The organism is Streptomyces sp. NPDC005925, assembly GCF_040638805.1.
GTDB lineage: Bacteria > Actinomycetota > Actinomycetes > Streptomycetales > Streptomycetaceae > Streptomyces.
Map to the genome: position 1 here is coordinate 1 of NZ_JBEXVL010000040.1, position 14,986 is coordinate 14,986.

Consider the following 14,986-nt stretch of genomic DNA (forward strand, 5'->3'; position numbering starts at 1 on the left):
GCTGCACACCTACAATCACCACCGCGGACACACCGCGCTGAAGGGCCAACCACCCGCCAGCCGCGTCCCCAACCTCACGGGTCAGTACAACTAGGCCGCCGCCTCCGGCACCTTCCCCTCCCCCTTCGCGAACTGCGTGCGGTGCAGTTCCGCGTAGCGGCCGTCCACCCGCAACAGCTCGTCGTGCGTGCCGCGTTCGACGATCCGGCCCGCCTCGACCACCAGGATCTGGTCGGCCGCGCGGACGGTGGACAGGCGGTGGGCGATGACGACGGCCGTTCTGCCCTCCAGGGCTTCGGCGAGTGCTTCCTGGACGGCGGCCTCCGACGTGTTGTCCAGATGGGCCGTGGCCTCGTCGAGGATGACGACGCGCTGGCGGGCCAGCAGCAGGCGGGCGATGGTCATGCGCTGGCGTTCACCGCCGGACAGCCGGTAGCCGCGTTCGCCGACGACCGTGTCGAGTCCGTCGGGCAGGGACCGTACGAGGTCGTCGAGGCGGGCGCGGCGCAGGGCGTCCCACAGGTCGTCGTCGGTCGCGGCGGGCCGGGCCAGCAGGAGGTTCGCGCGGACCGAGTCGTGGAAGAGATGGCCGTCCTGCGTGACCATGCCCATCGTCTCGCGCAGGGACGCCGCCGTCAGGTCGCGGACGTCCACGCCGCCGACGCGCACCGCGCCCGCGTCGACGTCGTAGAGGCGCGGCAGGAGCTGGGCGACGGTGGACTTCCCGGCGCCGGAGGAGCCGACGAGGGCGACCGTCTGGCCGGGTTCGGCGCGGAAGGAGATGCCGCGCAGCACCTCGGCGCCGCCTCTGGTGTCGAGCGAGGCGACCTCTTCCAGGGAGGCGAGGGAGACCTTGTCGGCGGAGGGGTAGCCGAAGCGGACGTCCTCGAACTCGACGGCGACCGGGCCCTCGGGCACCTGCCGGGCGTCCGGACGCTCGGCGATGAGCGGCTTCAGATCGAGCACCTCGAAGACCCGCTCGAAGCTGACGAGCGCGCTCATCACCTCGACGCGGGCCCCGGCGAGCGCGGTCAGCGGCGCGTACAGGCGGGTGATCAGCAGGGCCAGTGACACGATCGCGCCCGGTTCCAGGGCGCCGCGCAGGGCGAAGAAGCCGCCGAGGCCGTAGACGAGCGCGAGGGCGAGCGCCGAGACCATGGTGAGGGCGGTGATGAAGGCGGACTGGGCGGTCGCCGTGCGTACGCCGATGTCGCGGACCCGCCGGGCCCGCTCGGCGAACTCCTCCGACTCCTCCTCCGGACGGCCGAACAGCTTCACGAGCGTGGCGCCCGGCGCGGAGAACCGCTCGGTCATGCGGGTGCCCATCGCCGCGTTCAGCGTCGCCGCCTCGCGCTGCATGACGGCCATCCGGCGGCCCATGCGCCGGGCGGGGACCACGAACACCGGCAGCAGCGCCAGCGCGAGCAGGGTGATCTGCCAGGACAGCGCGAGCATCACGGCGAGCGTCAGCAGCAGCGTGACCACGTTGCTGACCACGCCCGACAGGGTGTTGCTGAACGCGCGCTGCGCGCCGATGACGTCGTTGTTGAGACGGGAGACCAGCGCTCCCGTACGGGTACGGGTGAAGAACGCGACCGGCATGCGCTGCACATGATCGAACACGGCTGTGCGCAGATCGAGGATGAGTCCCTCCCCGAGCGACGACGACAGGCGCCGGGAGAGGATGCCTAGCGCCGCCTCGGCGACGGCGATGAGGGCGATCAGCAGGGCCAGGCGTACGACGGTGCTCTCGGCGCCGTCCGACACGATCACGCCGATGACCTTGCCGGCCAGCACCGGGGTCGCCACGGCGAGCAGGGCCGTCACCACCCCGAGCAGCACGAACAGGGCGATGCGGCGGCGGTGCGGGCGGGCGAACGCGACGATGCGGCGCAGCGTCGCGCGCCCGAGGGGGCGGCGGTCCTGCTGGGCGTTGAGGACGCTGTGCAGCTGCGTCCAGGCTGTGGTCTCCATGCTCATGCCGATGAACCTAGGACCTGAAGCTTCCTTGAGGTCAACCCTCCCCCCGGTACGGCCCCGGCCGGCGCCGCATTCTCGTCCGTTTCCTGCCAGGACGGCGCCGTTCCCGTGTCCGGTAGCCGGGGTCCCGCCTCACCCCGTACGGCACCTTCCTTCCGCGCGGACAGGGAGGAGTACGACACGTTCCCTCCGCTTGGGCAGGGAGGAGCGGAAGGTCCGACGAGTCCGCGGGGTCGGTCAGGGCCTGCGGCCGTGGAAGGTGCGGCGCAGGTCGCTCACCCAGGCGTCGGGGTTCTCCCAGGGGATGAAGTGCCCGCCGCGGTCGTGGGCGTTGACGTTGACGTGGTTGAACCAGGCGGCCTGCGGGCCGTTCTCGAATGCCCGGACGCGCTCGTCGGCGGTGTGGACGCCGGGCGGGTTCTCGTACGTGACGAAGGTGAGGCCGACCGGGGCCTGTACGACCGGGGTGCGGTCGTGGGCGGGGGCCCAGGGGTGGCGGTTGGCGTTGGCGTAGTACCGCATCGACGTGGCGATGGAGTTGTTCACCCAGTAGATCGTGGCGTGGGTGAGCAGGTCGTCCTTGGTGAAGACGGACTCGATGTCGCCGCCGTTGTCGCTCCAGGCGTTCCAGCGCTCGAGCAGCCAGGCGAGCAGTCCGGCGGGTGAGTCGCTCAGCCCGTGGGCCAGGGTGGCGCCGTCGAGCATGTGCACGGCGAGGTGGGGCGCCCAGCGGTGGTCCAGCTCGATGACGCGGGCGCGGACGTCGGCGGGCTGTTCGTCGGTGAGGGGCCGGTTCCGGGCGAAGTCCCAGGCGCGGGGGCCGGTGAAGAAGTCGAGCGGCAGCCCGGAGCCGATGTGGATGCCGTACAGCTCGTCGGGGTACTTGTGGCCGAGCTGGCTGGAGACGAGCCCGCCGATGTCGCAGCCCCCGGCGGCGTAGGTGTCGTAGCCCAGGGTCTCGGTCATCAGGGTGTGCCAGAGGTCGGCGACCTTCCAGAAGTTGACGTCCGCGAAGCCGGTGAGCGGGCCGGGGAAACCGAAGCCGGGCAGGGACGGCACGATGACGTCGAACGCGTCTGCGGGGTCGCCACCGAACGCGGCCGGGTCGGCGAGCGGGCCGATCACCTTCGACCAGTGCCAGAACGTCCACGGCCAGCCGTGGGTGAGGATCAGCGGGATCGGGCGGGGGCCGCGGCCGGGCTTGCGCATGAAGTGGACCGGGACACCGGCGACGCTCACCCGGTAGTGCTCGTGGGCGTTCATGGCGGCCTCGGCCCCGCGCCAGTCGTAGCCGTCCCGCCAATGGGCGACCAGCTCACGCAGACAGCTGTCGGGGACGCCGTAGGACCAGTCTCCGTTCCCCTCGTCCAGTGGCGGACGGGTCAGTGCGAGACGGGCGCGCAGGTCGTCGAGGACCTCGTCGGACACGTGGAGGGGGGTGGGCTCCAGGGGGAAGGCCCGCGGGGTGGTCATGGCGTGGTTCCTCACTGGTTGGGGAAGCGGTCCCTTGTCGGCCCGTTGAGTGGTGGGGCAGCCGACGGCCGGGGCGGTCGCGCCTCGCCGCGACTCGACCACTTCGGCGGCGGCGCAGACACTCGACGGCTTCGGCAAGGGGACGTTTTCACATCCGTGCGGAGCGGCGTCGCCCAGGTGGTCGTCCGCCCCGGAGCGGCGTCGCACGGATGGCTGTCCGCCCCGGCGTCGCACGGTGGTCGCGTGCGGCACGGGTCGGCGGCGGTCCGCCCGCCGCGGGCGTGTCCCACGAGCGGTGCGAGGCGGCCGGACGTCTGAAACCCCTCATGGCACCTCTCCCTTCCGACGCCCACCGGTACGAACACCTGTACCGGATGCGGCAGGATGGGCGATCGCGTCGGCCGTGCTTCGTGCGGCCGGCGCGCCGCCATTCACGGGAATCGAGCAGGTGACGACGTGACGACACTGCACATCCGGCCGTCGGCGAGGGGATTCGCCGCCGTCCACGGCCACGGGGGTGACCGGTGACGCGGTCCCTCACCATGGACGACCTGGTCCTCGCCGGGATCGCCCTCGGGGCGGGCCTGCTGGGGGCCTTCCTGCTGCGGATGCTGCTGCGCTGGCTGGGCGGGCACGCCGACCGCACCCGCTGGGGCGGCGACGACGTCATCGTGGACGCGCTGCGCGGGCTGGTGCCGTGGGTGGCGACCTCGGCCGGTGCGGCCGGTGCGGGCGCGGCGCTGCCGCTGACGCGGGCGACCCAGCACCATGTGAACCAGGCGCTGACGGTGCTGCTGATCTTCGTGGCGACGGTGGCGGCGGCCCGGTTCGTCGCCGGTCTGGTCCGGTCGGTCGCCCAGTCGCGCTCCGGGGTCGCCGCCTCGGCCTCGATCTTCGTGAACATCACCCGCGTGCTGGTGATGGCGATCGGTTTCCTGGTGGTGCTCCAGACGCTGGGCATCTCCATAGCGCCGCTGCTCACCGCCCTGGGCGTCGGCGGTCTGGCCGTCGCCCTGGCCCTCCAGGACACGCTCGCGAACCTCTTCGCGGGTATCCACATCCTCGCCTCCAGGACCGTCCAGCCCGGCGACTACATCCGGCTGAGCAGCGGCGAGGAGGGCTACGTCGAGGACATCAACTGGCGGCAGACGACCGTCCGCAACCTCTCCAACAACCTGGTCGTCGTCCCCAACGGCGAGCTCGCCAAGACGAACATGACCAACTTCATGCGTCCCGAGCAGCGGCTGACGATCCTGGTCCAGGCGGGGGTCGGCTACGACAGCGACCTCGAGCACGTGGAGCGGGTGACGAGCGAGGTCGTCGCCGAGGTGATGGCGGACGTCCCGGGAGCCGTGCCCGACCACGAGCCGGCCGTGCGGTTCCACACCTTCGGCGACTCGCGGATCGGGTTCACCGTGATCCTCGGGGTCGGAGAGTTCAGCGACCAGTACCGGATCAAGCACGAGTTCATCAAGCGGCTGCACCGGCGCTACCGCGAGGAGGGCATCCGCATCCCGGCGCCCACCCGGCAGGTGTCGTTCCAGCAGGGCGGTGCGGCGATCCCGCACCAGCGTGGCGCCGGCGCCGGTGAGGCGTCCGGGTCCGGCCCGCTGGGCGAGGCGGCCCGGCTGCCGGGCTGACCGACGGGAGTCCGACGCGCACGGCGTGGAGTGTGGGCCATATCACTCCCCGTACCGTGCGCGTCGGCGTATCGGCCCGAATGTGGCCGACAGTGGCCGTCGACCCCTGTCGAGCCGTGGAGGATCACGAGATATCTTGATGTCGAGCAATGTTGCAGACGTGGAGCGGAGCACCCGGTGACTGACTCGACCATCATCTATACGCACACTGACGAGGCCCCGGCCCTGGCAACGTATTCCTTCCTGCCGGTGGTCCGGGCGTACGCCTCTCAGGCGGGCGTCGCCGTGGAGACGCGCGACATCTCGCTGGCCGGGCGGATCATCGCCGTGTTCCCGGAGTACCTCACCGAGGACCAGCGGATCCCGGACGCCCTGCACGAGCTGGGCGAGCTGGCGAAGACGCCCGAGGCAAACATCATCAAGCTGCCGAACATCTCGGCGTCGATCCCGCAGCTCAAGGCCGCGGTCGCCGAGCTGCAGGCCCAGGGCTACGCGCTGCCGGACTACCCGGACGACCCCAAGACCGACGAGGAGCGCGACATCCGCGCCCGCTACGACAAGGTCAAGGGCAGCGCCGTGAACCCGGTCCTGCGCGAGGGCAACTCCGACCGCCGCGCCCCGGCGTCGGTGAAGAACTACGCCAAGACCCACCCGCACCGCATGGGCGCCTGGACCTCCGAGTCCCGGACGAACGTGGCGACGATGGGCGAGAACGACTTCCGCTCCACCGAGAAGTCCGTGGTGATCGCCGAGGACGGCGCCCTCCGTATCGAGCTGGTCGGCGACGACGGCACCACCACCGTGCTGCGCGAGTCCGTACCGGTCCTCGCCGGTGAGGTCGTCGACGCCTCCGTGATGCGCGTCGCCGCGCTGCGCGAGTTCCTCACCGCGCAGGTCGCCCGGGCCAAGCAGGAGGGTGTGCTGTTCTCCGTGCACCTGAAGGCCACGATGATGAAGGTCTCCGACCCGATCATCTTCGGTCACGTGGTGCGCGCCTTCTTCCCGAAGACGTTCGCGAAGTACGGCGAGTCCCTCGCGGCGGCCGGTCTCACCCCGAACGACGGCCTCGGCGGCATCTACAGGGGCCTGGAGAACCTGCCCGAGGGCGCCGAGATCAAGGCGTCCTTCGACGCCGAGCTCGCCGAGGGCCCGGAGCTGGCGATGGTCGACTCCGACAAGGGCATCACCAATCTGCACGTGCCGTCCGACGTGATCGTCGACGCCTCCATGCCGGCGATGATCCGCACCTCCGGCCACATGTGGGGTGCGGACGGCCAGGAGCACGACGCGCTCGCCGTCCTGCCGGACTCCTCGTACGCCGGTGTCTACCAGGCCGTGATCGACGACTGCCGCGCGCACGGCGCCTACGACCCCTCGACCATGGGTTCCGTCCCGAACGTCGGCCTCATGGCGCAGAAGGCCGAGGAGTACGGAAGCCACGACAAGACCTTCGAGATCCCCACCACGGGCACCGTCCGCCTGCTTGACCAAAGCGGCAGCGCCGTCATCGAGCAGGCCGTGTCCGCCGGTGACATCTTCCGCGCCTGCCAGACCAAGGACGCCCCGATCCGCGACTGGGTGAAGCTCGCCGTCACCCGTGCCCGCGCGACCGGCGTCCCGGCCGTGTTCTGGCTGGACGCGACCCGCGCGCACGACGCCAACCTGATCGGCAAGGTCGAGCAGTACCTCTCGGAGCACGACACCGAGGGACTGGAGATCAAGATCCTCAACCCGGTGGAGGCGACCACGTTCTCCGTCGAGCGCATCCGCCGCGGCGAGGACACCATTTCCGTCACGGGCAACGTGCTGCGCGACTACCTGACCGACCTGTTCCCGATCCTGGAGCTGGGCACCAGCGCCAAGATGCTGTCGGTCGTCCCGCTGATGGCGGGCGGCGGTCTGTTCGAGACGGGCGCCGGCGGTTCCGCGCCCAAGCACGTGCAGCAGCTCGTCAAGGAGAACTACCTGCGCTGGGACTCCCTCGGCGAGTTCTTCGCCCTGGTGCCGTCCCTGGAGCAGTTCGCCAAGGTCACGGGCAACGCCCGCGCCCAGGTCCTGGCCGACGCCCTCGACCGCGCCACGGCGACCTTCCTCAACGAGGACAAGTCCCCCACCCGTCGCGTCGGCGGCATCGACAACCGCGGCAGCCACTTCTACCTGTCGCTGTACTGGGCGCAGGAGCTGGCGCAGCAGAGCGAGGACTCGGAGCTCGCGAAGGCCTTCGCGCCGCTCGCCGAGACCCTCGCGGCCAACGAGCGTCAGATCGTGGAGGAGCTGAACGCCGTCCAGGGCAACCCGGCCGGGATCGGCGGCTACTACCGGCCCGACCCGGCGAAGGCCGCCGAGATCATGCGCCCGTCGGCCACGTGGAACGCGGCGCTCGCGTCCCTGAGCTGACCCGGCCCGGCCCGAGCCGGACGGCCCGCTCCGGCGGGGGGTGACCGGCTGATCGTGCCGCCACGACGCACCGGGAGGTCCCCGGCAGCACCACGCTGCCGGGGACCTCTCGCGTCCAGGGCCCTCCCTCCCCGGCGGAAGGCCGGTACGGCGACCGCCCCCGGCCACGGGCCCCGCTTTCTGCACATCCCGGTCACCAGTCGCGGGTGGCGATCAGCTCCTCCACGTCCGCGTCGGGGAAACCGTAGGCCTGCGCCACGAACCAGAAGGCTTCCGCTATCTCCTCCCGGGCCACGGTCTCGATCTCGCTGCCCGCCGCCTCGAACTCGGCCTCCAGGTCGTTGAACTCCTCGGTCGCGGCGTGCGTCAGCGGGTACAGCGCCATCAGGCCGTCGGGCCGCTCGCTCTCGATGCGCTCGCACAGACGCAGCAGGACCGCCTTCCCCCGGTCCACGACGTGGTCCGGGTAGTACCCGTCGTCGTACATGCTCTTCAGGAACGCGTACGCCGTCACCTGCTCGTTGCGGATGGCCATGCTGCCGCTCCCCCTGGGTCCCGTACTCACGTGCCGATGTGGCACTTTGATCCTGCCGTACGCCACTGACAACGCCGCCGACAGCCACCCGCCGACGCCGCCCACGATGTCCGGAGCAGCCGTATGACCGACGTCCCGCACCCCTTCGAACTGCTCGCAGGGGCCGCGCGCTCGCCGGTGATCCTGCACGTGCCGCACTCGGCGCGGGAGATTCCGGCCGCCGTGCGGGCGGGCATCGTGCTGGACGAGGCGGCGCTCGGGCGGGAGCTGGACCACATCACCGACGCGCACACCGCCCGGCTCGCCGAGCTGGCGGCCGGGTCAGCCGGGGTCGCGCCCTGGCGGTTCGTCAACCGGCTGTCGCGGCTGGTGGTCGACCCGGAGCGGTTCCCGGACGAGCGGGAAGAGATGCGCGCCGTCGGCATGGGCGCCGTGTACACGCGGACCACTCACCGCGACGAGCTGCGGCCCGCGGACACAGACCCGGAGCCGCTGATCGAGCGGTACTTCCGGCCGTACGCGCGGGCCATGACCGCCGCGGTCGCCGACCGGCTGGCCGCGACCGGTCGGGCGGTGATCATCGACGTGCACTCCTACCCCACCGCCCGGCTGCCGTACGAGCTGCACGGCGACGGGCCGCGCCCGCCGGTCTGTCTCGGCACCGACGCGTTCCACACACCGCCCGCGCTGCTGGAGGCGGCCCTGACCGCGTTCGGGCGCCGCGGTGAGGTCGGCCTGGACAGCCCGTTCAGCGGGACGTACGTGCCGCTGGAGTTCTACGGGAAGCGGCCCGAGGTGGCGGCGCTGATGGTGGAGATCCGCCGGGACACGTACATGACGGAGCCGGGCGGCCCCGCCGGGCCGGGCCTGCACCGGCTGGCCGGCGCCCTCGCGGACCTCGTGGCGGCCGTGTCCGGCTGAGCCCGGTCGCGGAGGCGCGTCCCGCGCGGGCGGGGCGCCGCGCACCGCCCCGGGAGAGGTGGGACGCCGTCCGGGACACTTCCGCGCGACGGGCCCCGGCCCGCCACGACGCCGGAGGGACGGCCGAGGAGATGCGGTCCCGGCCCGTCTGCTCACCGGACTGCCCATGGGGACGCTCCTGGACCGGCTGCCGGGGCTGCGGCTCGCCGTGCCGCCCGGGCAGGTGCTCCGGCCGCACCGCACCCCGATCCGCGGGGCCCGGCGGCCCGCCCTGCGTGTGGTGACGGCGGTCACCGCCGGCCCGCGCCGCCCAGGGGGCCGGGACGGCCACGCGGCCACGCGGCCACGCGCGGTGCGCCTTCCCGACGCCCCGGCCGGCGTCAGTCGGCGAGCGGGACGACGGTCCGGTACTTGCCCCCGGCCGCCTGCTGCGGCGGTTCCTCGCCCCGTTCGACGGTGACGTCGTCGAGCTTGTTGTCGGCGAGCAGGCGGGTCAGTCCCTCGTGGGCCCTGCGCCACACACTCTCCGCGTCGGCGCCGGGGGCCTCGACCAGCCGTACCCGCAGGGTCGACGGCGCGGTCTGCTCGATCTGGAAGAGCTCGACGCCGGGCATGCGGTCGAACAGGCTGCTGAAGGCCAGCGGGGCGAGCCTGACGTCCTCGCCGCGGCCGGAGGGGAAGGTGAGGATGTCGCCGGCCCGGCCCTGGACCCGGATCGCCGGTGAAGCGGCGCCGCAGGGGCAGGGGTCCGGGCGGACCATGACGCTGTCGCCGAGGTCGTAGCGCAGGAACGGCTGCACGCGGTTGGCGAGGTTGCTGATCAGCACGGTGTGCGAGAACTCCCCGGGCGGGGTGGGCCGGTGGTCGGCGTCGACCGGTTCGAGCACGGCCCAGTCGTCGTTGACGTGGTACCAGCCCTCGGCGCAGCCGTGGCTGAGGTAGGTGCACTCGGTCGCGCTGTACATGGTGCGCACCTGGGTGCCGAAGGCCTTGGCGATGCGCTCGGTGTCGCCGGCGCTCATCGTCTCGCCGGCGGGCTCGATCAGAACCGGGTCGATGCGCAGGCGGCCGGCCTCCTGTTCGGCGGTGAGCAGCATGACCGTACTCGCGTAGCCGATGACGAAGGCCGGGCGGTACCTGTTGAGCTCGGCGACCAGTCGCGACATGGGCTCGTGCACGGAGAACGCGCGGACCAGTTTGCCGCGTACCGCGCTCTCCCCCTTCAGGCGGCAGTACCCGGCGAAGCCGACGTAGTGCCCCTCGGTGGCCACGAGTTGGGCGAAGCGTCCGCCGCGGAGGACGGCCCGGGCAATGCCGAGCGGGCCGAGCCAGGAGCCGAGTATCCGCGAGGACACGGCGGAGGACACGTCCATGTACCGGTCGTCGAGCACGAACATGCCACGCCTGCCGCTGGTGCCCGAGGTGGTGGCCACGAGATAGCGGCCGAGGAAGCGCCGTCCGATCATGTCGGGGTCGTCGGTGAACGCGCGGACCTTCTCGAGGGTGATGTCGCGGTCCGTCGCCCAGTCGTCGAAGTGGTCCATCAGCTGCTTCTTGTCGGTGACCGGGAGCACCCGCGGGTCCTCGACCCGCTCGGGCACATCGCGGTAGAGCTCCCGGTAGTACGGCGATGCGGAGCGGGCATGGGCGACCAGGTCCGCCAGCCGGTCGCCTCGTCGCCGCGCGACCGCGGCCGTGTCCTGCTTGCGGGCCCGGCGGATGTCCCGCATCAGCCACGGCATGCTCTGGCTCATCGTCTTGTGCTCCTTCGGTGGCGGCCCGGCCGGTGGCCGGAGGGCGGCTTCGGGCTTCGGGTGGCTGCTCCGGCCGGTGGCCGGGACCGGGGGCGAGGGCGACGCCCAGGCGTACGCTCCCGCCGCCCCATGGCACGACGATCGCGGATACACCGTGGGGCGGGACGCCTCGAACGACGCACAGTCACCCCAAGAGGTGACACCCCGTCCCCCGAGCCCTGCCGCTGTCACGAGCCACCGCTGTCGCCCACCCCGCGGGCGGGGTGCCGGGCACCGCGCCGGTGGCGCCGCCCGCCCCCGGACCAGTCGAGTGGCCAACTCCCGCTGCTTCACACGCGTATGAATCCGGCCACCCGGTACCGACCAGCGCACCCCGGCCACCTCGCGCCTGCGCCCGCCCGGCGGCGTGCCGCGGCCACGCGGCGGCGCGGAAACGGGCGCGTGGGGCCCCGTCCGCGCCGGGCCCCCGCCCCGGCCCGACGACACCGCAAGAAAACAACAAGCCAGCGTCGAAGTTCCGGTGAATGCGCCGGAAGACGCAGCCGAAAAACAGATTGTTTCCCGTTGATGACGCACAAAGGAGAATTAGTGCAGACCAATGACGCGTCGGCAGAGATAAAACCAAGGCGACGCAATGATCCCGCAAAAACATGGGCGACGGGAGCGGCGCCGAGGTGGCACAGCCCCGGCCGAAACGCCAGACCCACCCTACCGGTCACATCGGCGAGCACGCCGCCCACCTGGGCACTTCCGTCGATGACACCTCACGGAGCGGACTCCGGCCCACTCGGGCACTTATTGCACGGGGTGCAATGTCAAGCATTCATATTTAAGTTTTGAAACTCGCCCCGAGTTGACCGCGGCGCATCGACCGCACGGGAATGCCGGGGAAAAAAGTCAAGGATTGTCCTGTTCCACCCTGTTGCCGTCGTGGCGATATTGCTTTTTAATTTCCGAGCTGCACATGATCAGGAGCGGCTATGTGATGTGACGCCGTTGTCAGCGTTCCCGACGAAGGGAAAAATATTGTCCGTCTCCCCCACACCCGATATGTCGGACCCATGGATACGTCGCTTTCGGCCTCGGCCGGAAGCAGGTGTTCGCCTGGTCTGTTTGCCCCACGCGGGGGGCTCGGCCTCCTACTACCATCCCCTGGCGCAATCCCCCGCGCTCCTCCCCGGCACCGAGGTCCTCGCCGTGCAGTACCCCGGAAGGCAGGATCGGCGCAGAGAGCCGCTCATCGACGACGTCGCACGGCTCGCCGACCTGATCACGGGGGCACTCGCGCCGTTCGACGACCGCCCGCTGGCCCTGTTCGGCCACAGCATGGGTGCCGTGCTGGCCTACGAGGTCGCCCAGCGGCTGCGCGACCGGACGGGGCAGGAGCCGTGCCGGCTGTTCGTGTCGGGACGGCGCGCACCGTCCCGCTTCCGGCGGGGCACCGTACACCTGCTGAGCGACGCCGAGCTGGCCGACGAACTGCGCAGGGCCGGCGGCACGGACCCGGTGTTCCTGGACGACGAGGAACTGCGCGCGGAGATCCTCCCGGTCGTCCGCAACGACTACCGGGCGGTCGAGCTGTACCGATGGACCCCGTCGCCTCCACTGACCTGCCCCATCACCGCCCTGGTGGGCGACCGGGACCCGCAGGCCGCACCGGACGACGTGGAGGCGTGGCGGGAGCACACGGAGGGACCTTTTGACCACAAGGTCTTCTCCGGCGGCCACTTCTACCTGAACACCCACCAGCGGGGCGTCACGGACGTCATCTCCAAGGCGCTGCTGGACCACGCACGAGACGCAACAACAAGGGGGAATCCTCGGTGAGGTACGAAATACTGGGCCCACTTCGCATCAGGGAGGGAAACAAGCACTCCACCATCAACGCGCAGAAGGTGGAAATCGTCCTCACGGTGCTCCTCATCCGCGCCGACCAGCTGGTCTCCCTGGAGCAGCTGATGCGGGAGATCTGGGGCGAGGACCTGCCGCGAAGGGCCACCGCGGGACTTCACGTGTACATCTCCCAGCTCCGCAAGTTCCTGAAGCTGCCCGGGGTGGCAGGCAACCCCGTGGAGACGCGGGCACCGGGGTATGTGCTGCACAAGGGCGACGACACCATCGACGCCCAGGAATTTCCCGAACTGGTCGACGTGGGCCGCTCCTTACTCCGTGAGAAGCGGTACGACGAGGCGGCCTCCTGCTTCGCGGAGGCCCTCGCCCTGTGGCGCGGCCCGATCCTCGGACAGGGCGGGAACGGGACCGTCGCCAACGGTCCGATCGTCGACGGCTTCGCCACCTGGCTGAACGAGATCCGGCTGGAGTGCCAGGAAATGCTCGTCGAGTGCCGGCTCCAACTGGGCCGGCACCGTGAGGCCGTGGGCATGCTGTACGCCCTCACCGCCGAGAACCCGATGTGCGAGGCGTTCTACCGCCAGCTCATGCTGGCGCTCTACCGCTCCGAGCGGCAGGCGGACGCGCTGAAGGTGTACCAGTCGGTGCGCAAGACGCTCAACGACGAACTGGGGCTGGAGCCCGGACGCCCGCTCCAGGATCTGCAGCGGGCCATACTGTCCGGCGACACGCACCTGATGGCCCCGCCCCCGCCCCTCGCGATGTCCGGCAGCTGACCGGAGCACCGCGAGGCGGCCGTGAGCGGCACGGCGTCACGGACATCACAGGCGTTGGCGTGAGCGGCGCGGGGCGTACGTACGCGGAGGAGACCGTACGCGCTCAGAAGGCGCAGTGCAGGTGCTTGATGCCTTCGATGAAGCTGGAGTCCAGTCTCCGGGGCTGCCCCACGGCGTGGATCCGGGGCAGCGCCGCGAGAAGTTCCCGGTAGAGGACGGTGATCTCCATGCGGGCGAGGTGGGCCCCGAGACAGACGTGCGGGCCCACCGCGCCGAACGTCACATGCGCGTTCGCGCCGCGGGTGATGTCGAACCGGTACGGGTCGGGGAAGACGTTCTCGTCACGGTTGCCGGACCAGTAGAAGAGGAAGATCCGGTCGCCCCTGCGGAACCGGTGACCGTTCATGTCGCAGTCACGGGTGGCGACGCGGCGCATCCAGTTGATGGGCGTGGAGACCCGCAGGATCTCCTCGACCGCGCCCTTCGCGTACCTGTCGAAGTCCGACAGGAGCAGCTGCTTCTGCTCGGGGTGCTCGGTGAGCAGTACCAGGGCGTGCGAGATGGCGTTGCGGGTGGTCTCCATCCCGGCGATGACCAGCAGGATGAAGAAGGAGACCAGTTCCTGACGGGTCAACTGCTCGCCGTCCGCCTGGACCTGCACCAGCTGGGTGATCAGGTCGTTCCGGGGGGCGGCGAGCCGCTCGTCACGGAGACGTGCGATGTAGTCGCCCAGTTCCCGCGACGCCTCGATCACCGCACGCTCGGAGTCCGCCCGGTCGGGCACGTAGTCCGGGTCGAGCGGGCCCACGATGGTGTTGGACCGCTCGAAGAGGAAGTCGTAGTCCTCCTCGGGAATCCCCATCATGTCGCTGAGGACGGCGATCGGCATCTCCGCGGCGACGGGCCTGATGAAGTCCCCCGGCCCGCGCTCGACGAGCTCGGCGATGATCCGCCGGGCGGTACGGGTCGCCACCGCCTCGAACTCGGGGATCATGTTGCGGCCGAAGGAGCGCGACACGATGCGGCGCAGCCGGGAGTGCTCCGGGTTGTCCATGTTGATCATCGAGCCGTAGTACTCGTCCAGCTCGGGCGGCAGACCGATGATGGTGGTCGCCCCGTTCGAGGAGAAGTCCTGCGGCCGTCGGCTGACCTCCACGATGTCCGCGTACTTGACCAGCGCGTGATAGCCGAACGCCCAGGGCACGCCGGGCATGTTCTGCTGGATGAACGCCGGGTGCGGCAGCCGCCGCAACTCCTCGAACAGCGCCACGCGTTCCTCGTGCGGCCGCGCCCAGAAGGCCGGGTCGACCAGGTCGGGGGGTGTGGCGGCCGGCTTGCTATCCGTGATGGGCACAATGCCTCGCTTCGCGTTGTCCGGACCAGCGGTCGGGCCCGTCGACTGCTCCGGCTCCCACCGACACCACCGAACACCGCCCACGCCACCGACACCGCCGGCTTGGCGCCGACACCACCGGCCTGCACCGAGTCCGACGGCTTGCGCCGGGCCACCGATCCACCGGGCGACCGGACGACCTGGCTACGGGCTACGGAGTCACGGGGCTACGGGGCTACGGGGTTACTGCGCTGATCAGAGCATGACGACCTGACACCAGCCACACCTTGGCAGGCGCCGCTTAAGCGTTCCTAAGAAGCGGCTCG

At 70.9% G+C, this 14,986-nt stretch carries 10 protein-coding genes; 5 read left to right on the forward strand and 5 right to left on the reverse strand.

Annotated features, from left to right (window positions below):
* Positions 1-90: 90 nt before the first annotated feature.
* Both ABZ354_RS27220 and ABZ354_RS27225 read right to left on the reverse strand, forming a co-directional pair.
* Entirely contained in the window at positions 91-1,974 is a 1,884-nt protein-coding gene (locus ABZ354_RS27220; protein ID WP_358661146.1) for an ABC transporter ATP-binding protein, read from the reverse strand.
* A gap of 243 nt (positions 1,975-2,217) precedes the next feature.
* Positions 2,218-3,453, reverse strand: coding sequence for an epoxide hydrolase family protein (locus tag ABZ354_RS27225; protein ID WP_358661115.1), 1,236 nt, complete (start codon positions 3,451-3,453; stop codon positions 2,218-2,220).
* A gap of 524 nt (positions 3,454-3,977) precedes the next feature.
* Here ABZ354_RS27225 and ABZ354_RS27230 point away from each other — a divergent pair.
* Together ABZ354_RS27230 and ABZ354_RS27235 are read left to right on the forward strand one after the other, a co-directional pair.
* Positions 3,978-5,093: a mechanosensitive ion channel family protein gene (locus tag ABZ354_RS27230; RefSeq protein WP_358661117.1), complete on the forward strand. Its 1,116-nt coding sequence runs from the start codon at positions 3,978-3,980 to the stop codon at positions 5,091-5,093.
* Between the two features lie 177 nt (positions 5,094-5,270).
* On the forward strand, positions 5,271-7,490 hold the full coding sequence (locus ABZ354_RS27235; RefSeq protein WP_358661119.1) for an NADP-dependent isocitrate dehydrogenase: 2,220 nt from the start codon (positions 5,271-5,273) through the stop codon (positions 7,488-7,490).
* A gap of 193 nt (positions 7,491-7,683) precedes the next feature.
* Here the strand turns inward: ABZ354_RS27235 and ABZ354_RS27240 are convergent, their stop codons facing one another.
* On the reverse strand, positions 7,684-8,025 hold the full coding sequence (locus ABZ354_RS27240; protein WP_358661121.1) for a DUF5713 family protein: 342 nt from the start codon (positions 8,023-8,025) through the stop codon (positions 7,684-7,686).
* A 123-nt stretch (positions 8,026-8,148) separates the two neighbouring features.
* Between ABZ354_RS27240 and ABZ354_RS27245 the strand changes: the two genes are divergently transcribed.
* Positions 8,149-8,946 (forward strand): N-formylglutamate amidohydrolase, encoded by a 798-nt coding sequence (locus tag ABZ354_RS27245; RefSeq protein ID WP_358661123.1) that lies wholly within the window; start codon positions 8,149-8,151, stop codon positions 8,944-8,946.
* A gap of 380 nt (positions 8,947-9,326) precedes the next feature.
* Here the strand turns inward: ABZ354_RS27245 and ABZ354_RS27250 are convergent, their stop codons facing one another.
* Positions 9,327-10,700 (reverse strand): phenylacetate--CoA ligase family protein, encoded by a 1,374-nt coding sequence (locus tag ABZ354_RS27250; RefSeq protein WP_358661125.1) that lies wholly within the window; start codon positions 10,698-10,700, stop codon positions 9,327-9,329.
* Positions 10,701-11,750: 1,050 nt separating this feature from the next.
* On the opposite strand from ABZ354_RS27250, the gene ABZ354_RS27255 reads away from it, so the two are divergent.
* Positions 11,751-12,527 carry an alpha/beta fold hydrolase gene (locus ABZ354_RS27255; protein WP_358661127.1) on the forward strand — a complete coding sequence of 259 codons (777 nt, stop codon included), beginning with the start codon at positions 11,751-11,753 and terminating at the stop codon, positions 12,525-12,527.
* Positions 12,524-13,327 carry an AfsR/SARP family transcriptional regulator gene (locus tag ABZ354_RS27260; RefSeq protein ID WP_358661129.1) on the forward strand — a complete coding sequence of 268 codons (804 nt, stop codon included), beginning with the start codon at positions 12,524-12,526 and terminating at the stop codon, positions 13,325-13,327. Before ABZ354_RS27255 ends, ABZ354_RS27260 begins: the two co-directional genes overlap by 4 nt.
* 103 nt (positions 13,328-13,430) lie before the next feature.
* Here ABZ354_RS27260 and ABZ354_RS27265 read toward each other — a convergent pair whose 3' ends face one another.
* Complete coding sequence (locus ABZ354_RS27265; protein WP_358661131.1) at positions 13,431-14,681, reverse strand: cytochrome P450; 1,251 nt, start codon at positions 14,679-14,681, stop codon at positions 13,431-13,433.
* Positions 14,682-14,986: the final 305 nt, after the last annotated feature.